Source organism: Algoriphagus limi (assembly GCF_024919275.1).
GTDB classification, from domain to species: Bacteria; Bacteroidota; Bacteroidia; order Cytophagales; family Cyclobacteriaceae; genus Algoriphagus; species Algoriphagus limi.
The window spans coordinates 1,342,308-1,361,497 of sequence record NZ_JANWGH010000001.1 but is presented as its reverse complement, the minus strand read 5'-3'; the positions used below and the strand labels follow the sequence as shown (position 1 = coordinate 1,361,497).

The 19,190-nt window shown below is 39.7% G+C and carries 21 protein-coding genes; 9 read left to right on the top strand and 12 right to left on the bottom strand.

The window, feature by feature from the left end:
• The first annotated feature begins 163 nt into the window (after positions 1 to 163).
• Positions 164 to 412, top strand: coding sequence for a hypothetical protein (locus NY014_RS05935; protein ID WP_259413638.1), 249 nt, complete (start codon positions 164 to 166; stop codon positions 410 to 412).
• Entirely contained in the window at positions 409 to 1,182 is a 774-nt protein-coding gene (locus NY014_RS05930; protein WP_259413637.1) for an XRE family transcriptional regulator, read from the top strand. Before NY014_RS05935 ends, NY014_RS05930 begins: the two co-directional genes overlap by 4 nt.
• A 22-nt stretch (positions 1,183 to 1,204) precedes the next feature.
• Here the strand turns inward: NY014_RS05930 and NY014_RS05925 are convergent, their stop codons facing one another.
• The 3 genes from NY014_RS05925 to NY014_RS05915 all read right to left on the bottom strand — a co-directional run bounded on the left by NY014_RS05925 (position 1,205) and on the right by NY014_RS05915 (position 3,543).
• Positions 1,205 to 1,960 carry a hypothetical protein gene (locus tag NY014_RS05925; protein WP_259413635.1) on the bottom strand — a complete coding sequence of 252 codons (756 nt, stop codon included), beginning with the start codon at positions 1,958 to 1,960 and terminating at the stop codon, positions 1,205 to 1,207.
• A 94-nt stretch (positions 1,961 to 2,054) separates the two neighbouring features.
• Positions 2,055 to 2,483: a DUF2141 domain-containing protein gene (locus tag NY014_RS05920; protein WP_259413634.1), complete on the bottom strand. Its 429-nt coding sequence runs from the start codon at positions 2,481 to 2,483 to the stop codon at positions 2,055 to 2,057.
• On the bottom strand, positions 2,464 to 3,543 hold the full coding sequence (locus NY014_RS05915) for an AMP-binding protein (RefSeq protein WP_259413633.1): 1,080 nt from the start codon (positions 3,541 to 3,543) through the stop codon (positions 2,464 to 2,466). The genes NY014_RS05920 and NY014_RS05915 overlap by 20 nt, the downstream gene beginning before the upstream one ends.
• A 103-nt stretch (positions 3,544 to 3,646) precedes the next feature.
• On the opposite strand from NY014_RS05915, the gene NY014_RS05910 reads away from it, so the two are divergent.
• Positions 3,647 to 4,480, top strand: coding sequence for a 1,4-dihydroxy-2-naphthoyl-CoA synthase (locus tag NY014_RS05910; RefSeq protein ID WP_259413632.1), 834 nt, complete (start codon positions 3,647 to 3,649; stop codon positions 4,478 to 4,480).
• Positions 4,481 to 4,559: 79 nt separating this feature from the next.
• On the opposite strand, the gene NY014_RS05905 is transcribed toward NY014_RS05910, so the two are convergent.
• The gene (locus NY014_RS05905) at positions 4,560 to 5,807 is read right to left on the bottom strand and encodes an ROK family transcriptional regulator (protein ID WP_259413630.1); all 1,248 of its coding nucleotides are present in this window, start codon (positions 5,805 to 5,807) and stop codon (positions 4,560 to 4,562) included.
• A gap of 162 nt (positions 5,808 to 5,969) precedes the next feature.
• Between NY014_RS05905 and NY014_RS05900 the strand changes: the two genes are divergently transcribed.
• A complete protein-coding gene (locus NY014_RS05900) occupies positions 5,970 to 6,491 on the top strand; it encodes a cupin domain-containing protein (RefSeq protein ID WP_259413629.1) in 522 nt (173 codons plus the stop codon).
• A 197-nt stretch (positions 6,492 to 6,688) separates the two neighbouring features.
• Here the strand turns inward: NY014_RS05900 and NY014_RS05895 are convergent, their stop codons facing one another.
• The 6 genes from NY014_RS05895 to NY014_RS05870 all read right to left on the bottom strand — a co-directional run bounded on the left by NY014_RS05895 (position 6,689) and on the right by NY014_RS05870 (position 11,875).
• The gene (locus NY014_RS05895) at positions 6,689 to 6,853 is read right to left on the bottom strand and encodes a Lacal_2735 family protein (RefSeq protein ID WP_259413628.1); all 165 of its coding nucleotides are present in this window, start codon (positions 6,851 to 6,853) and stop codon (positions 6,689 to 6,691) included.
• Between the two features lie 37 nt (positions 6,854 to 6,890).
• Positions 6,891 to 8,465, bottom strand: coding sequence for a toxin-antitoxin system YwqK family antitoxin (locus NY014_RS05890; RefSeq protein ID WP_259413627.1), 1,575 nt, complete (start codon positions 8,463 to 8,465; stop codon positions 6,891 to 6,893).
• Between the two features lie 96 nt (positions 8,466 to 8,561).
• Positions 8,562 to 9,101, bottom strand: coding sequence for a hypothetical protein (locus NY014_RS05885; RefSeq protein WP_259413626.1), 540 nt, complete (start codon positions 9,099 to 9,101; stop codon positions 8,562 to 8,564).
• A gap of 10 nt (positions 9,102 to 9,111) precedes the next feature.
• Complete coding sequence (locus NY014_RS05880; RefSeq protein WP_259413625.1) at positions 9,112 to 10,110, bottom strand: 3-oxoacyl-ACP synthase III family protein; 999 nt, start codon at positions 10,108 to 10,110, stop codon at positions 9,112 to 9,114.
• Positions 10,111 to 10,192: 82 nt separating this feature from the next.
• Entirely contained in the window at positions 10,193 to 10,891 is a 699-nt protein-coding gene (locus tag NY014_RS05875; protein ID WP_259413624.1) for an SOS response-associated peptidase, read from the bottom strand.
• A 24-nt stretch (positions 10,892 to 10,915) separates the two neighbouring features.
• Positions 10,916 to 11,875, bottom strand: a complete 960-nt coding sequence (locus NY014_RS05870) for a YheT family hydrolase (protein ID WP_259413623.1) — start codon at positions 11,873 to 11,875, stop codon at positions 10,916 to 10,918.
• Positions 11,876 to 11,993: 118 nt separating this feature from the next.
• Between NY014_RS05870 and NY014_RS05865 the strand changes: the two genes are divergently transcribed.
• The 4 genes from NY014_RS05865 (at position 11,994) to NY014_RS05850 (ending at position 16,389) form a co-directional block, all read left to right on the top strand.
• Positions 11,994 to 13,622 (top strand): pyruvate dehydrogenase complex dihydrolipoamide acetyltransferase, encoded by a 1,629-nt coding sequence (locus NY014_RS05865; protein ID WP_259413622.1) that lies wholly within the window; start codon positions 11,994 to 11,996, stop codon positions 13,620 to 13,622.
• A 129-nt stretch (positions 13,623 to 13,751) separates the two neighbouring features.
• Positions 13,752 to 14,294 carry an ATP-dependent protease subunit HslV gene (hslV, locus tag NY014_RS05860; protein ID WP_259413621.1) on the top strand — a complete coding sequence of 181 codons (543 nt, stop codon included), beginning with the start codon at positions 13,752 to 13,754 and terminating at the stop codon, positions 14,292 to 14,294.
• Positions 14,295 to 14,401: 107 nt separating this feature from the next.
• Positions 14,402 to 15,067 carry a TetR/AcrR family transcriptional regulator gene (locus NY014_RS05855; protein ID WP_259413620.1) on the top strand — a complete coding sequence of 222 codons (666 nt, stop codon included), beginning with the start codon at positions 14,402 to 14,404 and terminating at the stop codon, positions 15,065 to 15,067.
• 2 nt (positions 15,068 to 15,069) lie between these two features.
• Entirely contained in the window at positions 15,070 to 16,389 is a 1,320-nt protein-coding gene (locus NY014_RS05850; RefSeq protein ID WP_259413619.1) for an ABC1 kinase family protein, read from the top strand.
• A gap of 127 nt (positions 16,390 to 16,516) precedes the next feature.
• Here NY014_RS05850 and NY014_RS05845 read toward each other — a convergent pair whose 3' ends face one another.
• Entirely contained in the window at positions 16,517 to 17,080 is a 564-nt protein-coding gene (locus NY014_RS05845; RefSeq protein ID WP_259413618.1) for a GNAT family N-acetyltransferase, read from the bottom strand.
• Positions 17,077 to 18,198, bottom strand: a complete 1,122-nt coding sequence (locus NY014_RS05840) for a pyridoxal phosphate-dependent aminotransferase (protein WP_259413617.1) — start codon at positions 18,196 to 18,198, stop codon at positions 17,077 to 17,079. The genes NY014_RS05845 and NY014_RS05840 overlap by 4 nt, the downstream gene beginning before the upstream one ends.
• Before the next feature lie 194 nt (positions 18,199 to 18,392).
• On the opposite strand from NY014_RS05840, the gene NY014_RS05835 reads away from it, so the two are divergent.
• Positions 18,393 to 19,184: a hypothetical protein gene (locus NY014_RS05835; protein WP_259413616.1), complete on the top strand. Its 792-nt coding sequence runs from the start codon at positions 18,393 to 18,395 to the stop codon at positions 19,182 to 19,184.
• Positions 19,185 to 19,190 lie beyond the last annotated feature (6 nt).

Below are 19,190 nucleotides of genomic sequence, written 5' to 3'. Positions count from 1 at the left end.
TGTAATTTTTCGAAATGACAAGTTTTCTTATCCATGAACTCAATGGAATTGGAAGTCTTTGACAAAAGCTGTCACAAAACGATGTTATTTTTTTAAACGATAGAATGTTTATAAAAGCAACATTTTTATCTTAGCAGAAGAAACAGATGGAGCAATGGAAGACATGGGAAAAATTAACATCAGCACCAAGCCACTTTCCTCCGGGAATGTTCAGGTAAAGTTTTTTGTAGAGAATGAGCAAGGTTCCGAATATGGATATTTGCTCGTTCGGGAGCCCAAACCTGTGGGAGAAATTATATTGGAGATTCAGGCTCGATTAGCAAAGCGAAAGGCTGCACAGCGAAATATTGATCCACTTTTCCCATTGGCTCCTGAACCTGAAGACTATGACTTTTACCTCTTTTCAGCATGAGTTATTTAGCTAGCAACCTTCGGTATTTGCGAAAGCAAAAAGGTTTGACCCAGCAGGATTTAGCTGATCAGCTGGAAGTTCAACGAACCATGATTTCTGCCTATGAAGATGGGAGGTCTGAGCCAAAATTGAGCTCTTTGTTAAAAATCTGTACAATTTTGGAGGTAGGGATTGAGGAATTGCTAGAGCACGATATTGAGAACGAAGGTCGGAAAGTACTTCAAAAGCGAAATCTTCAGATTTTGACCATTGCAGCAGATGAATCGGATCGGGAAAATATCACCTGGGTAGGACAGAAGGCTTCTGCCGGATATTTGAACGGATTCGCTGATCCGGAATTCATGGAGCAGTTGCCGCAGTTTCATCTGCCTAATCTTCCAAAGCATGCTACTTATCGGGCTTTTGAATTAGCTGGTGACTCCATGTTACCGCTCATCGCTGGCACGATCATTATCGGTTCTTATGTCGAGCATCCTTCTGAGATCAAAAGCGGCCGCACTTATGTTTTGGTGACGCAATCAGAAGGAATTGTGTACAAACGAGTATTCAATTATTTGGCGGAAAATGGAAAATTGTTTCTAGTTTCTGATAATGACCATTACAAACCTTACGAAGTTCGGGGGGAAGATGTGTTAGAAGTTTGGGAGGCAAAAGCTTTTATCAGTACAGATTTTCCGAATCCGGGTGATAAAAAGAAATCCCTCAGCCTTTCTGATTTGGGCGAAATGCTGAAGGATATTCAAGAGGATTTGAAGAAATTAAAACCATAAAGCCGGTGATAGAGCCGGCTTTTTATGATTCTACCAGATTTCTAAAGTTCTTTTCGATTTGTCCTACGGCATCGAAGCTTGGGTCTATATTGATCACTCCTTTTCCTAACTCGTGCCAATATCCATCTCCACAATCGAGATAAATTCCCCGTTTCTTTCCAGGAGTTTCTTTTGCGATATCATAATCATAATCTGGGGTGAAAATGAGTTTCATCAATTGAAAAGCATATTCCCAGTTTAGATTTTCCTTTTTTCCATTATGTTCAAAAATCACCTTTCGGTCAGCAAAATGAAGTTTGATAGAAGCGTTGTGTATACTGTCTTTTTCGACCACTCTAAAGTTGATTTGAAGAGGACTTTCCTTTTTGGCAGTTTCATAAATGGCTTGAATGAGATCTTGAGCTAAAAGCTGCCAAGCTTCTTGGTTTGTTGGAGATTTAAGAGGAGAGGTTTTTCCTTGTTCCACAGTTGCTACGGTGATTTCACCTTCACCTTCTACACGTGAGGAGTAGCGTGTCTGCTCGATTAATTCCAAAACAGGCTTCTTCCAAACTGAATCCAAAGTACCATCGTAGTGATAGTCATCATTCATGGTGAAACCTTCTTCTAAAATTTCTTCTTCTGAAAGATCTTCCCGGTCTGTGTAATGAAGATTTAGGGAAGCGTAAAGCGATCCTTTCTTCCAGTCAAGAGAAAGTCGAAAAACATGGCTGTAAGGTGGAGGGATAATTCCGGAATGATATTCTAGAACAATTCCTTCTAATTCTTGCTTGCTCAAAATCTTTAATTTTTGATTGGTGCAAAAGTAGCCTTTTTGAATGAAATCTTTTGGGGTGAGCCTTCAAGATTCAGTTGAATAACAGTTAAAAACCCTACTTTTTCAACTCAATTGTCACTTTGTTTTTTATACCTTCTTCCACTTCGATTAGGCATTTTTCAAAAGATGGAATTGAAAAAACAACCTTTGGATTAGTAGAAAATCCAAAAGATTCAGTTGGATAGCCAACGAGATTTTTATTGATTTTTCCATTCTCATCCTCATCATGGAAAGCACAGATGGCATATTTCCCTGGAGGTAAGGAACTGATTAGAGTCTCGGTTTTTAGGTTCTCAATCGGAAGGCTTAGGGCTAGCTTGGCTTTTTTGGGATTATCCGGAAAACCTTCTGGATGATCAAAAACTAATATTCGGATTAATCCTTGGTCGGAATCACTATTTGTAACATGTAGCTCCAGTTGGGTGGTGCTCTGAGGCAAAATTCCCATTAGAAAAAAGGATAAATTAATGATCCAGAGATACATGTGCTAGGGTTTTGAATCGGTTTATTTTACCGCTGGAGGTTTCTTCGAATTGATTTAGGAAGATTACTTCCCGAGGTCTTTCATAACGGGAAATTTTGGGTTTCAGTTGCTCAAGCAAAATCTTTACCTTTTCAAGATCCTTTTCCGGGGATTCTATCAATAGGATCAACTTTTGACCTAAAACAGGATCAGAAATTCCTCCTAAGAAGAAACGCTTTTCTGGGAATAGTTTATTTACCTCTTTTTCAATTTGAGGTTCGATGGCTTCGGGGAAAAGTTTGATTCCACCGGAATTAACCACGAAATCAACTCTTCCTAACCATTGGAAATTCCCAGAGGAATTAAAGGCGATTCTATCGTTTGTTTGAATTCGTTGATTCCCACTCATTGGACTTTCGATCCATAAAGCCTCCCGCTCATCTTGGCCTATCCTAACACCAGGCAGCGGATGATACCAAAGGGCAGAACCGGTGATTTTTGCGAGTGCGATATGAGAAACAGTTTCGGTCATCCCGAAACTTTGCCAGGCATTAATTCTATTTTCGGAAAGTTCTTGTTGAAGCTGAAGTGAACAAGGAGCTCCGCCAATCAGGATATTTTTTATTTGCTGAAGTTTTTGTTTTGATTCTGGGTTTTTAAGACTGTTTTGAACCTGAAGCGGAACCATTGCCACAAAGTCGGGTAGCCTATTTTCGGATAAATCCTGAAGAGGATCACTGCTAGGTTCTACCAGTTGAATAGGGCAATCCCAAACCATTGCACGAACCAGCATCATTTTTCCCGCGATGTAATTGGGATTAAGGCAGGCTAAAAGAAAGTCTGATGAATTTATTTTGAAGAACTCCCCAGTAGCTTTGGCACTGGCAATCATTTGGGCTCTAGTGATTTCAATTTCTTTGGGAGTTCCAGTAGAGCCAGAAGTTTTTTGAAGGAATGTTTCTTTTCCTTCCATCCATTCCCTACAAAATGAAAGTGCCTGTTTCAAAACTTCATTTTCAGAAGAAACGCTAAAATCTTCAAGCGTTCGGAAAATTTGATTTTCAAAATGAATTTGGAACATGCTGATGGAGCTATTGGAATGGAAGCTTAATTGGAAATCAACAAATTTGAAGCAAGCCTGTTATCTTGCAAAAAAATCGAATTTTTAAACCAAATCGAAACAAATGGAGTGGATTACAGCAAAAGAATACGAAGATATCACCTATAAAAAGTGCAATGGGGTAGCCCGAATCGCCTTCAATCGCCCGGAAGTGCGAAACGCTTTTCGCCCTAAAACTACGGCTGAGTTGTACGATGCGTTTTATGATGCCCAAGAAGACACTTCAATTGGAGTGGTTCTTTTATCTGGCGAAGGACCTTCTCCAAAAGATGGAAAATGGGCTTTTTGCTCAGGAGGAGATCAAAAAGCACGAGGACATCAAGGCTATGTGGGTGATGATGGGTACCATAGATTGAATATTTTAGAGGTTCAGCGCCTGATTCGTTTTATGCCTAAAGTTGTGATAGCGATTGTTCCGGGATGGGCTGTAGGAGGTGGACACAGCTTGCACGTGGTTTGTGATTTGACTTTGGCGAGTAAAGAGCATGCAATTTTCAAACAGACCGATGCAGATGTGACCAGCTTTGACGGTGGATATGGTTCTGCCTATTTGGCGAAAATGGTAGGTCAGAAAAAGGCCCGTGAAATTTTCTTTTTGGGAAGAAATTATTCAGCCCAAGAAGCTTACGAAATGGGGATGGTGAATGCTGTAATTCCTCATGATGAATTGGAAGATACAGCCTATCAGTGGGCTCAGGAAATCCTTCAAAAATCTCCAACCTCCATCAAGATGTTGAAATTTGCTATGAATCTAACTGATGATGGAATGGTGGGGCAGCAGGTATTTGCTGGAGAAGCTACTCGATTGGCTTACATGACAGATGAAGCGAAAGAAGGTAGAAATGCTTTCTTAGAAAAGCGAAAGCCTGATTTCAGTAAAATTAAATGGATACCATAATTGGGAGAAATTGAAAAAAGCCTGATCAAATCAGGCTTTTTTTATAAAGGATTAATTCTTCACTTTTTTCGATGGGTTCCTATCCTAAGCGGTTCAGTACGTCTTCGAACAATTGTTCGTTGACTACTGCTACACCACCCATCAAGCCGACATCTTCACCCAATTGGTACAAGGCCAATTTGGATTTTTCACGGGACTTAGCCATGCTATAAATGTTAAGAGCCTGTTGGATTGGTGTGATAAGGTATTGATTAGCTTCAGCGACCGAACCTCCGATAATTATGAGATCGGGATTGAGGAGTTGTATAAGAATTGAAATTCCTCTTCCCAAATCCAATCCTGCTTCTGAAAGAATGGTGATAGCTCGTTGGTCTCCTGCTAATGCAGCTTCCACAACAAGTGCAGGTTCAAGTTCACCTTGATGATCGCGAACCATTCTTGCCAAGATACTGTCGGTATCCAATTTGATGGCTTCCTCAGCCATTCTGACGATGGCCGTGCCTGATGCTACTGCCTCAAGACAACCTTTTTTACCGCAAGAACAAGTGACATTTCTATTTTCGAAAATAGGAGAGTGAGAAAACTCCCCTGCAAAACCTGAAGCTCCACGATAGATTTTTCCTTCGATAATAATTCCCAAACCTATTCCCCAACCCACAAAAAGTCCTAGAACATTCTTGTGCTCGTGTTCCGATCCAAATTTGAATTCGGCTAGCGTCATGGACCTTGCGTCGTTCTCCAGGAATATTTTCTTATCGAATCTGGATTCAAAGTTTTCTAAAAGTGTTTTTCTTCCGAATCTCAAATAGGTGTAATTCACTCCACCGACAGCATCTACCAAACCAGGCATAGAAATTCCGATTGCAATAATTTTATCCGATGGTATCCCTGATTTTTCGAGGTATTGCTCCATCAAATCACAAATCTGATCGAATGTCTCCTTTTCATTATTCAAGACGATCTTGTGTGATTCCTTTGGGAATGCTAAGGAGTTGTGGCAGGAATAAAGTCCCAAATTGATGGTGAATTTGGAGAGGTCTACAGATAGAACATAAAAAGCATCCTCTGCTAATCTGTATAGATCAGGTTTTCTTCCACCTTGAGATTCCGCACGGCCCTGCTTAATAATCTCTCCAGAGTTCATCAAATCATTAAGGAGTGAATTTACCGTAGGAAGAGAAATTCCTACTTCGCTACATATTTCACTAGCTGTATTTGCGCCCTTGAGGTAAAGGTTTTTAATGATCTTAATTTTGTTGAGGTAGCTCTTGATTTCAACTACCCCGTCCATTTGATCAATGACGGCTTGAGGATTAATTAGGTTCATGGCAGAAAGATATACTTGAAATAAGGTAATTTTTGTCTATCAAAAAAAACTTTCAAAAAAAAATCATTAAACAAGCTAAAGATTTTAAATATTAATTCGATTTATTTCTTTTGTAAGTCATTTTAGAAAAAAAGATTTTCAATATCGATTGTTTTAATAAGTATGAACGAATTGCTTTTTTCACCCACCAGTCCGAAAGATCAGGTTTTTCAGCAAGTCTTGGAATATCTTGAGTCAGAGGGATTTTCCATTGTTTCTCAGGATAGAGATCGACCTTGGGGTGGTTTCTTTGTAATTGATGAACAGCAAATCAAAAAGTTCCATGATGTATTTTTCCCTGATGTTCCATTCACAGAGGAACAGTATGCTCAGAAATTAAGCCCGAAATTCTTGCTCGTTGCTCCTGATGCAAGATTATCTTGGCAATATCATTTTCGTAGAGCTGAGATTTGGAAATTGCTTTTTGGAGAAGCAGGAATTGTCAGAAGTATGACTGATGAAATAGGAGAGGAGCGAAGTATGGCCAAAGGTAAAACGGTTAAATTGTCTCAGGGAGAGCGTCACCGATTAGTTGGGAAAAATAATTGGGGAGTAGTTGCTGAAATCTGGATGCACACAGACCCATTAAATCCATCTGATGAATCAGATATTGTCAGATTGCAGGATGATTATTCGAGAAAATAATAAATAAAAATCCCGACCGTTAGGCCGGGATATTTTTTTTAAAACGTTGGTCCGTAGCTCAATCACCCTTAAAATTTATTCAATCAAGATTAAAAAATTCACTAAGGACTAGCTTTAAAGTATCTAAAGGTAATCATAAATATTTGAAATCCAAATATTTGTGTATAAAAATAACCCTAGTGTTGTTAAAATACTTTTTACTGTATTTTTTCGATTTTTTTAGCGATTTCCTCAGCCTCAGCCATTAATTTATCTGATTCTGCTCGGTTTATATGGGAAAGCTTATGAGCTTTTTCCAATGTTTTCTTGTAAAGCTCTTGCAGTTTTTCTGCCTCGGTTTTCTTTTTGAATAGTCCAAACATAGTTTTTTATAGACTAACCGAAATTCCGGGTAGAGGTTTAAAAATTGATATTAAATTCTTCATCAGTATTTATACCATCTACCACTTCATCATCTTTGTAGTTAATTAGATCAATAAGTCTTCCAGCGGAATTATAATATTTCCAATTCCCTTCTTTCTTTCCATCCTTCATGATTCCTTCAGATGCCTTTCTGCCATTTTCATGGAAGAAGATCCAATTTCCTTCGGCTTTGCCTGATTTGAAACTTCCTTCGGATTCTTTTTTGCCATTTACATAATAGGTAATCCGAGTGCCGTTTCCATCTTTCAGGGTTCCCTTATCGTAGGTGGTTGAGCCATCGTAACTGTTGTAATCGGAGACGTTCATCAATCTACCATTATCCCAAGTTTCTTCTTGAGTCAATTGCTTATTGTCATAGAAAAGTCCCCAAATACCATCCTCAAATCCTAAAACATAGGAGCCGATGGATTTCAATTGGCCACCGTCATAATAATATACCCATTGCCCATTTTCTAAGCCCAACTCGTACTCTCCTTCAGCAATGAGGATTCCTATTTTGTTAAAATATTTCCAAAGACCTGTTTTGGTATCATTTCGATATTCTCCTATTGAATACAAAACGCCATCCGGGAAATAGCTTTTCCAAACCCCAGTTTTCATCCCATTGGAATATTGACCAATTACGGATTCTTTGCCATTCTCGAAGTATTCATAGTAGTTTCCTACCGGTACTCCCAATTCGTAAGTTTTTCGCTTAGCGAGGTTTTTATTCGGGTAGTATTCTTCCCAAGTCCCAACGGCTATTCCGTTTTCATATTTCTCGATTCGAGCCACTCGGCGGTTATCGTAGTAATATTTCCATGTTCCAATGCGATTTCCATTAGAATCATAATATTCTTCCGCTTCTAAAATTTTGGTTTCTGGGAAATAGCGAAGCCATTTGCCTACCTTTTTCCCGTTTTTATACTCGCCTTCCTCATAAACCTGATTCCCGAAAGCATACCTTTTAAAAGTGCCTTCCATTTGACCTTGCTTATAGGCGCCTTCCAATGTCAAATTTCCATACGAATCATACTCTAAATAAGGGCCTTCCCGTAAACCATTTTGGTAATATTCTCGAACTGAGACTACTCCATTAAAAAAATACTTAATCCACTGACCAGTTTTCTTACCCTCTTCAAACATCCCCTCTTGAGATACCTGAAAAGGGTCTACACCTGCTGGTCTTCCTGTTTTTCCATAATATTCTACATACTTCCCGACTAATAAACTATCCTTAAAAATCATTTCCCGAATAGGGAAACCATCCTCATCATAAAGGATGCTTGGGCCAAAAAGTTTTCCTTCTTTGTATTCTACTTCTGCTTGTTTTTTACCGTCTGGAAAATAGGATGTCCAAGTGCCTTCTCGTTGACCATTTTCAAAAATCCCAGAGGTTATCAGTTTATTGGTCTTGGCATCATAAATCTTCCAAAGACCCTGTCGCATTTGATCACTGATGACACCAGTTGCGATCAGGCTGGAATCTTGGCTGTATTGTTTTACCAGTTGATTTTCCTGGGCAAAAAGTGAGCTGCAAGTAAAAAAGAGAAGAATGAGTAGGTATCTCATAGAGTTTGTAATCAGAATTTTATTGGCTTTGGAAGCAATATTCTTTACCAATTTAGAATATTAGTACGGAGAATGTCTAAGATTGGTTAAAAAAAATCATTTAACACTTTTCGCTTCATCACTTCTTAGAACTTCCAAAATTGTCTTTATGGACTGTGTCCAGTTTTGAAAGTTTTTCTCCATACTACTCGATAGTGGTAAACGCTGAAAACCTTGCTGATATTTTGGAGAAGCGTTTTTTTGAGATGGATTCTGCTTCTCGTCAATTATTTCTTCATAATCAAAGGGACCTTCTGTATAAGTTGGAGTCAACCCAAGGCTGGAGAAATCAAAATCTGTATAGCGTTCATTGCCTGCTAAAACGAACAAAAAAACACCTTTTCCGAACCAGTTGAGAAGCCGGATATTCAAACCATTATTAAAGTCGAAGTCCCGAATGATATCCAATACTTGATAGGGAAGCCCTCCCAAATCCTGTCCCTGAGCCAACTTTTTTCCTTTGGATTCGGGATGAATTGAACTTAGAAAGTTCTGAGAAAATTCATCGCCGACCCTTCCCAATAAAGTCCAAAACTGATATTTCAATTGATTTTGTCTTCGGATAAGTGCTTCATTCCCCCAAAGGTCTAAATCCAACTCATCCATTTTACCAGCGCAAAAGTGCCGAAGCCCAAGTGAACCCTGATCCGAATGCCGCAAGACAGATTAAATCTCCTTCTTTTATTTTTCCCTGTTCCCAAGCTTCACTCATGGCGATTGGAATAGTTGCAGCAGTGGTATTTCCCATGTGCATTATGTTATTGAAGACTTTTTCATCAGGAAGTTCCAACTTCTGCTGAATGTACTGGCTGATTCTAAGGTTCGCTTGGTGAGGGATAAAAAGATTTATATCGGATTTATCTAAGCCATTGTAGTCCAAGGCTTCCTGAATTACTTCCATAAATCGAACCACTGCATGCTTGAAAACCGCATTTCCATTCATTTTCAAGAAAAAGCTGCCTGATTCGATAAGTTCCGGAGAAAGTCGTACTTCCCGACTACTTCCAGGGTCTTTACAATAAAGTTCTTCAGCATATTTACCCTGTGAGTGAAGGTGTGTTGAAAGAATCCCGGAATTTTCAGAAGTACTTGGACCCAAAACAACTGCTCCGGCTCCATCTGCAAAAATCACCGAGCTAGATCGGCCTTCATCACTTTTATCCAAAGCCGAGGATTGAATTTCTGCCCCGACTACCAAAACCCGATTATACATACCTGTTTTGATGAATTGATCCGCTATGGAAAGCGAATAGATAAATCCAGAACAAGCATTCCGAATATCCAAGGCACCGATGTTGTCAAAATCAAGTTCTCGCTGCAGTAAAACCCCATTCCCAGGTATGAAATAGTCAGGAGTAATGGTAGCAAAAACAATAAAATCAATATCCTTGGCTGTAAGATTTGCTCTTTCAAGGGCCATTTCGGTTGCCTTTTTGGAAAGAGAAGTGATAGTGTCTTTTCCTGGGGTAAACCAATGTCTTGTATGAATTCCAGTTCGTTCTACAATCCATTCATTGTTGGTGTCCATCATTTTGGACAGCTCCTCATTGGTTACTATTCGCTCAGGTACACAATGACCCACGCCAAGAATCTTGGATTTTCTCATTAGTATTTTGGGTTTCTCAAAGTCGGACAACAAATATCCGAACCAAGGATTGGAAAACAAAAAAGGATTTGAAGCCTTTTGCCTATCCAAATAAGGTGTAATTCCCATGTTGATCCATGGGAGAAGTCTTCCGAATCAAAGCCGGACTGTCATTTTTGATGGAATTAACCAAAGGACTGACAGGGTAGCTAATCATATGATCGGCAGGGTATGGTTTCAATAAGTCGATTAATTCTTCTTCCGAGCTGTAAGAGTCCAACCATTTTTTTTCAGAACTCTTGTCAAGAATGACCGGCATTCGATCATGAACATCGGATACGAGTTGATTGGGTTCTGTGGTTAAGATCAAAAAGGTGTGCTGGTTTTCTCCATCTACTGTTTCGTATTCATCCCAGATTCCTGCAAAGGAAAACAACGCATTATTTTCCAAGGTAAATCGATGAGGAATTGTGGTTTTCTTTCCCAATCTTTTCCATTCATAAAATCCGTCTGCAGGAACGATGCAACGCCTTCTTTTGAATGAATTTTTGAAGGACGCTTTTTGATGAACGGATTCTGCTCTGGCATTAATCAGTTTTTGTGAAACCGGCTTGTTTCTTCCAAACTCAGGAGTAATTCCCCAATAAAAGAAGGAGAAGCCCTTGGAACTATCTGAAGTGATTACCGGCACTAGCTGAGTAGGAGCAATGTTGTATCGTGGTGAAAAGTCCGCAAGCATTTCCGCCTGAAATCGCTCTTCCAGTTCAATTTTACTTTTGCTGAGGGAATATCGTCCGCACATTTGCTGATTCTTTATTTGCGGAAGTTAGAAATCCCTTTCAATAAATTCAAATGCTCTTTTTTCCGAGTAATAGGGGTCTTTTGTTCCTGAAACAGAGAATCCTACATGACCTCCTTGTTTTGGGAATTCAAAAAAGACCTGATCCAGCTCTTTTGCAAGCCTTACAGGAAAGCAATGGTCTGAAAGAAATGGATCGTTTTGCGCGTTCAAAACCAAGGTTGGTATGTTTATTTTTTCCAGGAAAAAAATAGAAGAATTGATTTCATAGTACTCTTCTGCATCACTAAAACCATGCAAGGGACCTGTGAAATAATCGTCAAAGTCACTCAGCGTTTTTATCTTTCTTAAAAAGTGAACCGGGATTTCTTCAGGATGATGATGTGCTTTTCGAATCACTTTTTCTCGCAGTGTTTTCAGAAAGCGTTTGGAGTACAATTGATTTTCGCCTGAAGAAATCTTTTTGCTGCTTGATGAAAGATGTAAGGGAACTGAAATTGCTACACCTTTCTGGATGGGTTTATCCTTTGAAAGATCTTCTCCAAGGTATTTTAATGTAAGATTTCCACCTAGACTAAAGCCAACCAATGAAATCCAATCATATTTTTTTGCAGCATGTCCTACAACAGTATCTAAATCATAAGTAGCTCCGGAGTGATAAAAGATAGGTTGTTGGTTTAATTCCTCTCCGCAACCGCGATAATTCCAAGTCAGAACATCGTAATTATTTTTCAAAAAAATCTGAGCCATCCCCAACATATAAGGACGTCTGCTGTTTCCTTCTAGACCATGAGAGATGATAATAAGGTGGCGGTTTTTGGCTTGATACCAGTCCAAATCCAAAAAATCTCCATCAGGTGTGGGAATTCGTTCTGATTCGGGTTTTCGAAGTTCGATATTTCGAAACAGGGCTGGGTAGATGGTTTCCAAATGACGGTTAAACAGCCACTTAGGTCTTTGGTAACTACTATTGGAAATTAATGGCATATTTTTGTCGCGAGAAAGCCCGAAATCATCTGCTCGAAAATACAAGTCTAAATTTGAATAAAGAGTTTATAAAAACTATTTTTGGACACTTTAAAAAACGATAAGCGCGCAAAAACCTATGGCCGAAGTAATTAGAATGCCTAAAATGAGTGACACCATGGAAGAAGGGGTGATCGCTGCTTGGTTGAAAAAAGTCGGAGATACCGTAAAGCCGGGAGATATCCTTGCAGAAGTGGAAACTGACAAAGCGACCATGGAGCTAGAATCCTATGATGAAGGTGTCCTATTACATATCGGAGTACAAGAGAAAGAGGCAGTTCCAGTGAATGGAATTATCGCAGTGATTGGTGAAAAAGGAGAGAAGTTTGATCATCTCCTAACCGAAAATGGTGCAGCCTCTGAGACCAAGGAAGAAAAACCTGCAGAAGAAATGAAGTCGGCTGCTCCTGAAAAGACGGCTGAAAAAATCGATACCTCTGCTATTAATGCTACTGTTATTACCATGCCTAAGATGTCGGATACCATGCAAGAGGGTACCATTGCATCTTGGTTGAAAAAGGTAGGAGACGATATTAAATCCGGTGAAATCATTGCCGAGGTTGAAACAGATAAGGCTACCATGGAACTTGAATCTTACGAGGATGGTACGCTTTTATATATTGGTGTAGAGGCTGGAAATAGTGTTCCTGTGGATGGCGTAATCGCTGTAATCGGTGAAAAGGGGGCGGATTATCAGACGCTTCTAAAGGCCCACGAACAAGAAACCGCTGCTCCAGTTGAAGAAACTGCTCCAGCAAAAGCTGAATCAAAGCCTGAGCCTAAGAAAGAAGCTGCTTCCACACCGGTGGCGACAACTGCTGCTCCAGCACCAGTATTGGCGGATGGAGAAAGGGTGAAAGCTTCTCCTCTTGCGAAGAAAATTGCTGAAGAGAAAGGAATCGATATTAGACTTGTGCCGGGTACTGGTGAAGGCGGTCGCATCATTAAGCGGGATGTTGAAAATTACGTTCCTGCAGCTGCCCCTGTAGCTGCTGCTGCAACGGGAGTAGCTCCAGCTGTTGGTCAAGAAAGCTACCGAGAGGAGAATGTTTCTCAAATGCGGAAGGTGATTGCCAAGCGACTTTCTGAAAGTAAGTTTGGGGCACCGCATTTTTACCTTACCATGGAAATCAACATGGACAAGGCTATCGAAGCTCGAAAGAGCATGAACGAGGTCTCTCCAGTAAAGATTTCCTTCAATGATATGGTAATCAAAGCTGCTGCTGCTGCATTGCGCCAACATCCAAAAGTGAACTCTAGCTGGCTAGGAGATAAGATTCGATACAATGATCATATCCATATCGGAATGGCAGTTGCCGTTGAAGAAGGATTGTTGGTTCCAGTAATTCGATTCGCAGATAGCAAGTCCTTATCTCAAATTTCTTCTGAAGCAAAAACTTTGGGGGGGAAAGCAAAGAACAAAGAATTGCAGCCAAAAGATTGGGAAGGAAATACCTTCACTATCTCTAACTTGGGAATGTTTGGTATTGAAGAATTCACTGCCATCATCAACCCACCAGATGCTTGTATCTTGGCAGTTGGAGGAATCAAGGAAACCGTTATCGTAAAGGATGGTCAAATGAAAATTGGAAACGTAATGAAAGTAACGCTTTCTTGTGACCACCGAGTAGTTGACGGAGCTGTTGGTTCAGCTTTCCTTCTAACCTTAAAAGGTTTACTCGAAGATCCAGTAAGAATTTTGATTTAATCAATAACCTGTCAAAAAGTCCTGTTTTCGCAGGACTTTTTGCTTTAGAACGGTTATTGGTATCTAATCTTCACCTACTTGAGTAGGAAAGTTCGAATCAGAAATTCAAAGAAGAAAATTTTTATTCTCATGGAAAAAATTAAATCAACAACCGTCGTCGCGATTCGTCACAATGGACAAACTGTAGTCGGCGCAGACGGACAGGCTACTTTGGGAAATACCGTTGCGAAAAGTAGCGTCAAGAAAATTCGCGTGTTGCAAAATGGTAGAATCGTGACCGGTTTTGCTGGGTCAACTGCTGACGCATTTACTTTATTGGAAAGGTTTGAAGAAAAGCTTGGAGCTTTTGGAAATAACATGAAGCGGGCTGCTGTGGAACTTGCCAAAGAATGGCGAATGGACCGCATGCTTAGCAAATTGGAAGCGATGATGATCGTGGCTGACAAGGATGATATTTTAATCATCTCGGGAACCGGAGACGTTATTGAGCCGGACATGGAAATTGCCACCATTGGTTCTGGAAGCATGTATGCTCAATCAGCAGCTAGAGCTTTGAAAAAATTTGCTCCTCAGCTGTCGGCCGAAGAAATGGTCAGAGAGAGTCTTCAGATAGCTGCTGACATTTGCATTTACACCAATCATAACTTGGTGATAGAGAAAGTGAAGGATTGAAACCAATCAAAATAAATAACCGGATCAGATGGTCCGGTTTTTTTATGACTTTTATTTAAACCTCCTGCTGTTTTCAGGTGTTATTCATGAAAAACAATTATCCATTCATGGAAACTACAGCAAAGAAGAAAACATCTAAAAAAGACTATCGAAAGTTAATCCTTGAAAGTTATCAGCAGCATGTCTTGGAATTTGGAAAGGAGCCTGCCTCCATTTTCAAATTTGCAAAGGAGCTGAAAATGACCGAAGGGGAATTCTATACTTGGTTTACTTCCTTCGATGCAATTAAATCAGAGATTTGGGTGCAGCTATTTGATGAGACTGTCTCTCAGTTGGAAGCACAGGAAGTTTATAAAGAATACTCTGCAAGAGAAAAGTTTTTGGGATTTCTATTCACTTGGATTGAAGTTCTAAAGAACAACCGTTCTTACTTGTTGAGCTTGTATTCAGAGAAATTAAAGTCACTTACCAGCCTTCCTACTGAATTGAAAGAGTTTCGAAGCAAATTCAAGGATTATGCAGGCGAGATTATTTTGGAAGGAAAAGAAACTCAGGAAATTGCAAATCGACCTATCCTTTCGGATCGATATGATGAGGCGCTATGGGTTCAGGTTTTGTTTGTGTTCAATTACTGGTTGAAAGATCAGTCTCCTGGCTTTGAAAAGACAGATGCAGCTATCGAAAAATCGGTCAATTTGGCTTTTGACCTGATGGGAAAAAGTGCACTGGATAGCTTCTTAGATTTCGCCAAATTCCTTTATCAAAGCAAGTAACAATGGCTGAGAAATTGAAAGAGCAGGAATCCATCCCGGTTTCCAAAGTACAGCGGGCCGCCAAATTTATTTCAACAGGCGCCAAGGTTGGAGGGAATTACGTCCGACATTACGCTAAAAAAATGGTCAATCCTTCATTGGACAAGGAATCTCTTCATCAGTCCAATGCTGAGGATATTTATAAGTCTCTTAGCCAACTGAAGGGTTCGGCTTTGAAAGTTGCTCAAATGATGTCCATGGATAAAAACCTGTTGCCTCGAGCTTATCAGGACAAGTTTACCATGGCACAATATTCGGCACCACCGCTTTCTTATCCGTTAGTGGTTAAAACTTTCCAGAAGTATTTTGGAAAAGGGCCTGAGCAACTTTTTAACACTTTCACAAGATCTGCTGTCAATGCTGCTTCCATTGGTCAAGTTCATCAGGCGACCTTGGATGGTAAAAAATTAGCCGTTAAAATCCAATATCCAGGGGTGGCTGATTCTGTAAGTTCTGACTTGAAATTGGTGCGCCCTTTCGCCCTTCGACTTCTAAATATGAATGAAAAAGAATTGGATCATTACATGGAAGAGGTCGAAGAGAGACTATTGGAAGAGACAGATTATTTACTGGAAATCGAGCGATCTCGAGAGATTTCGGAAGCTTGTTCACATATTCCTAATCTGAATTTTCCCAACTATTATGATGAGTTCAGTTCAGAACGAATCATTACCATGGATTGGATTCAAGGGCAACATATCAAAGAATGGCTCGAGACTAATCCAAGTCAGGAATCCAAAAATCAAGTAGGACAAGCACTTTGGGACTTCTATCATCATCAAGTCCATAATTTGAAGCAGGTTCACGCGGATCCGCATCCCGGTAATTTCATTATTCAGGATAAAGATGTTTTGGGAATTATTGACTTTGGTTGTGTGAAAGTCATTCCTGAAGATTTTTACAAGGGCTATTTTTCTTTAATCAAAAAGGATTTATTGATCAAAGAAGAAGAACTGAATGAAATTTTCTATGGGCTCGAATTCATCTCAGACCAAGATACGGAAGAAGAAAAAGTCTATTTCAAAGGTGTCTTCAAAGAGATGATTTCTCTGCTTGGAAAACCTTTTCATGCAGAACGATTTGATTTCGCAGATGATGGATTCTTTGAGCAAATCTTTGAATTAGGAGATCGAATCTCGAATGATAAAATGTTCAAAAAATCCCGTCAGGCACGTGGCTCGAGACATGGATTGTATATCAACCGAACCTATTTCGGGTTATACAATTTATTAAATCAGCTTCAAGCTGAAGTCGAAACAACTAAGCCGGATTGGTTGAAATAAGGAAGAGGCTGTCTTTAAAGCTTATTTTTTATCAGACTGAGCGAAGTCGAAGTCCAAGTGCATTTAATATTGCTACATTTCGACTTCGCTCATTATGACAATAGGAATTTAAAAGACAGCCTCTTTTCTACGCTTCTTTAAATGACTTTTTAAACCTTTCCCATTCATTTTTTAAAAGGCTATAGTAAATCGTATCCCTTCTTCTTCCAGTAGATAGCAGAGTATGGCTCCGCAAAATTCCTTCTTCTACCAATCCCAATTTGATTAAAGCCTTCCGAGCAGGTAAGTTCAAAACATCTGTTTTTAATTCTATCCGTTCGAGCTTCATTTGTTCAAAAGCATATTCCATCATCAGGAATTTCATTTGAGCATTCACACCAGTACCTTGAAAAGGCTTTCCTATCCAAGTCCAACCTATTTCAATCCTTTCATCTCTTTCCGAATAATTCCCAAAACCAGAGGAACCCATAAGATTCCCAGAGTCTTTGTCAATCAAAACAAATTGAAGCCGCTCCTTTTGTAAAGCCGGAAGAGCCCAAGATTGGATTCCATCCATTGTACTTAGATTATGCGTGAAATATTCCCAAAGGCTTTGGTCTTGAGTCAATTCCAACAGCAAAGAAAAATCCTGCTCCTTAATAGGGCGAAGCAGGATTTTTTCATTTTCTAAAATGAGATTTTCTTCTATCAACTGTACAATTCTTTTAAGTATTGATTGAATAGGTTGACTTCCTCTGGGGTACCTGTAGAGATACGACACCAATCATTCAGTGGTGGAAATGGTCTCCCGATGATCATGCCCTTATCAGCAAACGCTTTATTCAATTCTTTGATATCTCTTCCGGATTGGAAGAAGACAAAGTTTGCATGACTGTCCAAATAAGGTAGCTTCAATTCATCCAAAGTTTTGGTAATGGCATCTTTGGCTTCGTTGGTTTTTTGAAGGGTAAAGTCATAAAACTCTTGATCTGCCAAGGCTGCTTTACCTGCCTCGATCGCCATGATATTTGTATTGGCAACCACCCGCTCGCGAAGGCGCTGTGCCAAAGCAGGTCTTGCGATCAAATAACCCAATCGGATTCCAGCAAGGCCATATACTTTAGAGAAAGTGCGGGAGACTACCACATCCATTCCTTTTTTGACCAACTCTACCATGGAAGGATAATTAGGCTCTTTGATGAAGTCATAGTATGCCTCATCACTGAATACCACGGTTTTCTTACTTACCGTTTCACAAAAGTCTCTCACTCGATCTGCTGGGAGTAATTTTCCTGTTGGGTTATTTGGATTGCATAGAAATACCAATCGGGTTTGATAGGATACTCGTTTTTCGATTTCATCAAGATCAAAATCTAAATCCTTGTTTAATGGGACCCAGTTGATATCTGTACCCCAAAGCTCCGCATAATCCATCATGGAGAGGAAGGTTGGTGCACAAGAAATAATTTCACCGCTTTGACCAAAAGTGATTCCAGCTACTTTGAGGCCCTCTGTGGAGCCTGCAACCAAGACAATGTGATCTTCAGGAACGCCTTCTTTCTCTGCTAGAAGTTTAACCAAATCGGCATTGTATCCCCAAGGATACCTGCAGCCTAGATCAAAGTGATCCATCATAGCCTTCCTCATCTTTTGAGAAGGACCAAAAGGGTTTTCATTTGACCCCAATCGGATTGGTCCATCCAATCGCCTGGGATTGAACTTTTCGACCTCTTTAGCAGTAAGGGGACTGAGTAAGCCTCCTCCCATCATGGCTACGCTACTTCCAAGCCCTACTTTTTTTAGCCAATTCCTTCTTGACAATCCATTCATATTCTTTTCGTTTTATTGGAGAAATACCAAAATTCAGGTAGTTAAATTAAAAAAATTACAGAATAGAGGCCTGATAAGTGCAAGTATTTTTTTTGAGGGGATGGTGTTTTGAAAAATAAAATTCCAAAATTTATATAAGTGGCAGAATAATTTTTTAAATTATACGAAAGCACAACAACTTAACCCAGTTAATTATGAAAAAGTATGTTTTTCTCCTCGTTGGTATCATGCTTTGGGCTTTTTCAGCAAAAGCTCAAAAAGATCAATACATGGTACTTGAATTTGTCAAGGTAGAAAGTGACCAACTTTTTGATTACATCGAGTTTAAAGACTTGATGGAGAAGGTTTACAGACAAGCCTTGAATGATAATCAAATCACGGGATGGGACTTTTGGGCCCTTCAGTCAGGAGCAAGCCATTCAGACTTCCAGTACATTATGATTACCTATTATGATGATCCTGTGAAAATGATGGACGGATTGGATGAGACTAAAATGATCGAATACACCAAAATCGCTTACCCTCACCTGAATGATGCCCAAGTGGTCAAGTTATTCGAAAATTCTCTCTCTATGCGGGAAATGCCAATGCGATTGTATATGAGAGAGATTGTGAAGACAGAGGATGATTTTCACATGAGACCAGGGGTTTTAGCCTCCTTTGATCTGATGAAGGCGAAAGAGGGTAATTTTGCAGCTTATGAAAAAGCAGAAGAGGAAGTGTTTAAGCCTATTCATCAGAAGCGAATCGAGCAAGGTTTGATGGGGCATTGGAGTCTTTTGCGAACAGCTTTACCATTAGGAACTGAAGCCAAATCAACTCATCTTACCTTGAATATGTATAAGGATTACATGCAGTTTTTCAATGCTCAAGCCTATGAGGATTTAGATCAAACAGAGGCGGACCGAAGGGCTGTGAATGAGGGCTTGAACTCTAGAGAGCAAAAGTGGGTTTATTTAGCAACTTTAGAAAATGTAGTTAGGTAGCAATAG